This is a genomic window from uncultured Ralstonia sp. (genome assembly GCA_913056305.1).
Taxonomy (GTDB): domain Bacteria; phylum Pseudomonadota; class Gammaproteobacteria; order Burkholderiales; family Burkholderiaceae; genus Ralstonia.
In genome coordinates this window covers 1-2689 of the sequence record CAJXMR010000374.1, presented here as the reverse complement: position 1 = coordinate 2689, position 2689 = coordinate 1, and the positions used below count along the sequence as shown (strand labels likewise).

Here is a 2689-nt window from a genome sequence, read left to right as displayed (position 1 = left end):
CCGAGTACTTCCCGGCACCGCTGGCCGGTGGCCTGATCCCCTGGATCGACAAGCAACTCGACAACGGCCAGTCCAAGGAAGAGTGGAAGGGCCAGGCCGAGGTCAACAAGATCCTGGGCACGGCGCAGGCGATTCCGGTGGACGGCCTGTGCGTGCGCATCGGCGCGATGCGCTGCCACAGCCTGGGCCTGACGCTCAAGCTCAAGCGCGACCTGCCGCTCGAAGAAATCGAGCAGATCATCCGCTCGGGCAACCCGTGGGTGAAGTGGGTGCCGAACGAGCGCAGCATCACCGAGCAGGAACTGACGCCGGCCGCCATCACCGGCGGTCTGGACATCGGCGTGGGCCGCGTGCGCAAGCTGAACATGGGGCCGGAATACGTGAGCGCCTTCGTGATCGGCGACCAGCTCCTGTGGGGCGCCGCCGAGCCGCTGCGCCGCATGTTGCGCATCCTGCTGGACAAGTGATTCCAGCATTGCATTCGGTGCAAAGTCAGGCTGCGACGATTGTCGTTGCGGCCTGACAACAAAAAGTGCGCTTTTTGCTCCAACGCCGCGCGGCCTGCGCGGCGTTGTGCCATCTGAATGCCCACGAACTGTAACGTTGGTACACAATAGCGGCCGGAACGCCGTCCGCCCATTAGTGGGGTGGACGAGCAACGGGGAGGAGTTAGCGCCACATTGAAGCGTTCGCACTCCGGGGGGTACGCCGGGCGCTTCAGAACACCGCCAATTGTGTCGTTTTGATTGAAATCGACGTTGGGGTCGAGTCTTTGGCATCTCACGTTTTACGTGAGCTTGCTGCGCTAACTCGTTGATGCTAAGTTCGTTTGCACATTAAAAGATAACGGAGTCGAAGGTGAGGGTGAGCCAATACCGCCGGAGAGAATCGTCCCATCGCAGTCCTCGCTGGTCGGCCGTCGCGGTCGCCGCCGCGAGCCTGCTGCTGATCCAGCCCGCAGCGCATGCGGCCGGTTTCGGCGCCTTGCACGTGCGTTCGAGCCTGGGTCAACCGCTGCAGGCCGACATCGAACTGACCGGCGTGAGCGCTGACGAAGCGCAGAACCTGGTCGCCAAACTGGCATCGCCGGACGCTTACACGCGCGCCGGCCTGACGTATAACCCGATCGTCTCCTCGCTGCGTGCCTCCCTGGTGCGTCAGCCCGACGGCAACTATGTGGTGCGCGTGCGTTCCACCCAGGCCGTCGCCGAGCCGTTCGTCGATATCCTGGTCGATCTGACCTGGGCAAGTGGCCACGTGTCGCGCGCCTATACCTTCCTGCTGGACCCGGTGGGTTCCAGCAACACCGCCCAGAATTTCGCGCCGACGCCGGTCGTGCAGGCCACGACGCCGGGCGCTGCGGAATCCGCACCGGCTCCGGCGGCTGCTGCGCCTGCGCCGCAGGTCCAGGCGGCTGCGCCCGCTCCGGCGCGCCAGGCTCGTCCGGCGCACCAGGCAGCCCGCCCGCAGCAAGCCGCACCGGCGGCCACCGCTGCGGCGCCGGATGCCACGCCGGGCGGCACGTATACCGTGCAGCGCGGCGACAGCCTGTACGACGTCGCGTCGACGGCTTCGCAAGGCCAGGACAGCGTGTCGCTGGACCAGATGCTGCTCGCGCTGTATCGCAACAACCCGAATGCTTTCATCGGCGGCAATATCAACCGCCTGCGCACCGGCTCGGTGCTGAAGGTGCCCTCGCAGGCCGATGCACAGAAGGTGCCGGCGCGTGAAGCGCGCCGCGAGGTGGTCGCGCAGACCTCCGGCTTTGCCGGCTACCGCAATCGCTTGGCAACGGCTGCCGAAGCCAATGCCGCCACCGACACGGACACCGCCCGCCAGCAGAGCGGCAGCGTCGCTGCCCACGTGCAGGACCAGGCTACGCCGGTTGCCAGCGGCCGCGACGAGCTGCGCCTGTCCAAGGCCGACCGCACCGGCAAGGCTGGCGCCGCAGCTGCCCGCGATGAGGAGCTGGTCGCCAAGGAGCGTGCGCTCAAGGAAATGGAATCGCGCGTGGCGCAGCTGGAGAAGAACCTCTCCGACATGCAGCGCCTGGTGGAGCTGAAGAACGCCGAGCTGGCCAAGGCGGCCAACACCGCCAAGCCGGCCGCGGGCGCTGCACCGTCGACGGCGGCGCCGGCCGTAACGGCAGCCAACGCGCAGGCACCGGCCGCCGCTGCGACCTCGTCGGCGGCTCCGGCCACGCAAGCCCAAACGCAACCGCAACCGGCTGCTGCAGCAGCCGCTGCATCCGACACGGCCGCCGCTTCGGCGTCGTCGACCACGGCTGCGGCTGGCGCTTCGGCGCCGGTGGCAGCGGCCTCTGCGCCGGAAGCCGCAGCCAGCGCGCCGGTGGCAGCGGCCTCCGCTCCGGCGGCTGCGCCGAAGAAGGCGCCCGTGGTGGTGACCCCGCCGCAGCCGATCGCGGAGGAATCGATCTTCTCGTCGCTGCTGGGCAACCCCATGGCCCTGGGCCTGGGCGGTCTGTTGATCGCTGCGCTGGGCGGCTGGGCGGTGGTGCGCCGTCGCCAGCAGAAGCCGGCGCAACAGGCGCATGGCTTCCAGGACAGCCTGCTGTCGCAGGAAAGCACTGTGATGGCGGGCGCCAACTCGCTGTTCGGCGCCGCCGGCGGCCAGAGCGTCGACACCTCGCAGCACAGCGTGTTCGGTGCGGATTTCCGCATCGGCGGCG

At 68.2% G+C, this 2689-nt stretch carries 2 protein-coding genes; both read left to right on the top strand.

Going from position 1 to position 2689, the window contains the following annotated elements:
- The coding region (locus QZ609_RS26210) for an aspartate-semialdehyde dehydrogenase (RefSeq protein ID WP_295501348.1) at positions 1-467 on the top strand (467 nt) is incomplete at its 5' end.
- Positions 468-858: 391 nt separating this feature from the next.
- Positions 859-2689: FimV/HubP family polar landmark protein (locus QZ609_RS26205; protein ID WP_295501345.1), on the top strand; the 1831-nt coding region annotated here is incomplete at its 3' end.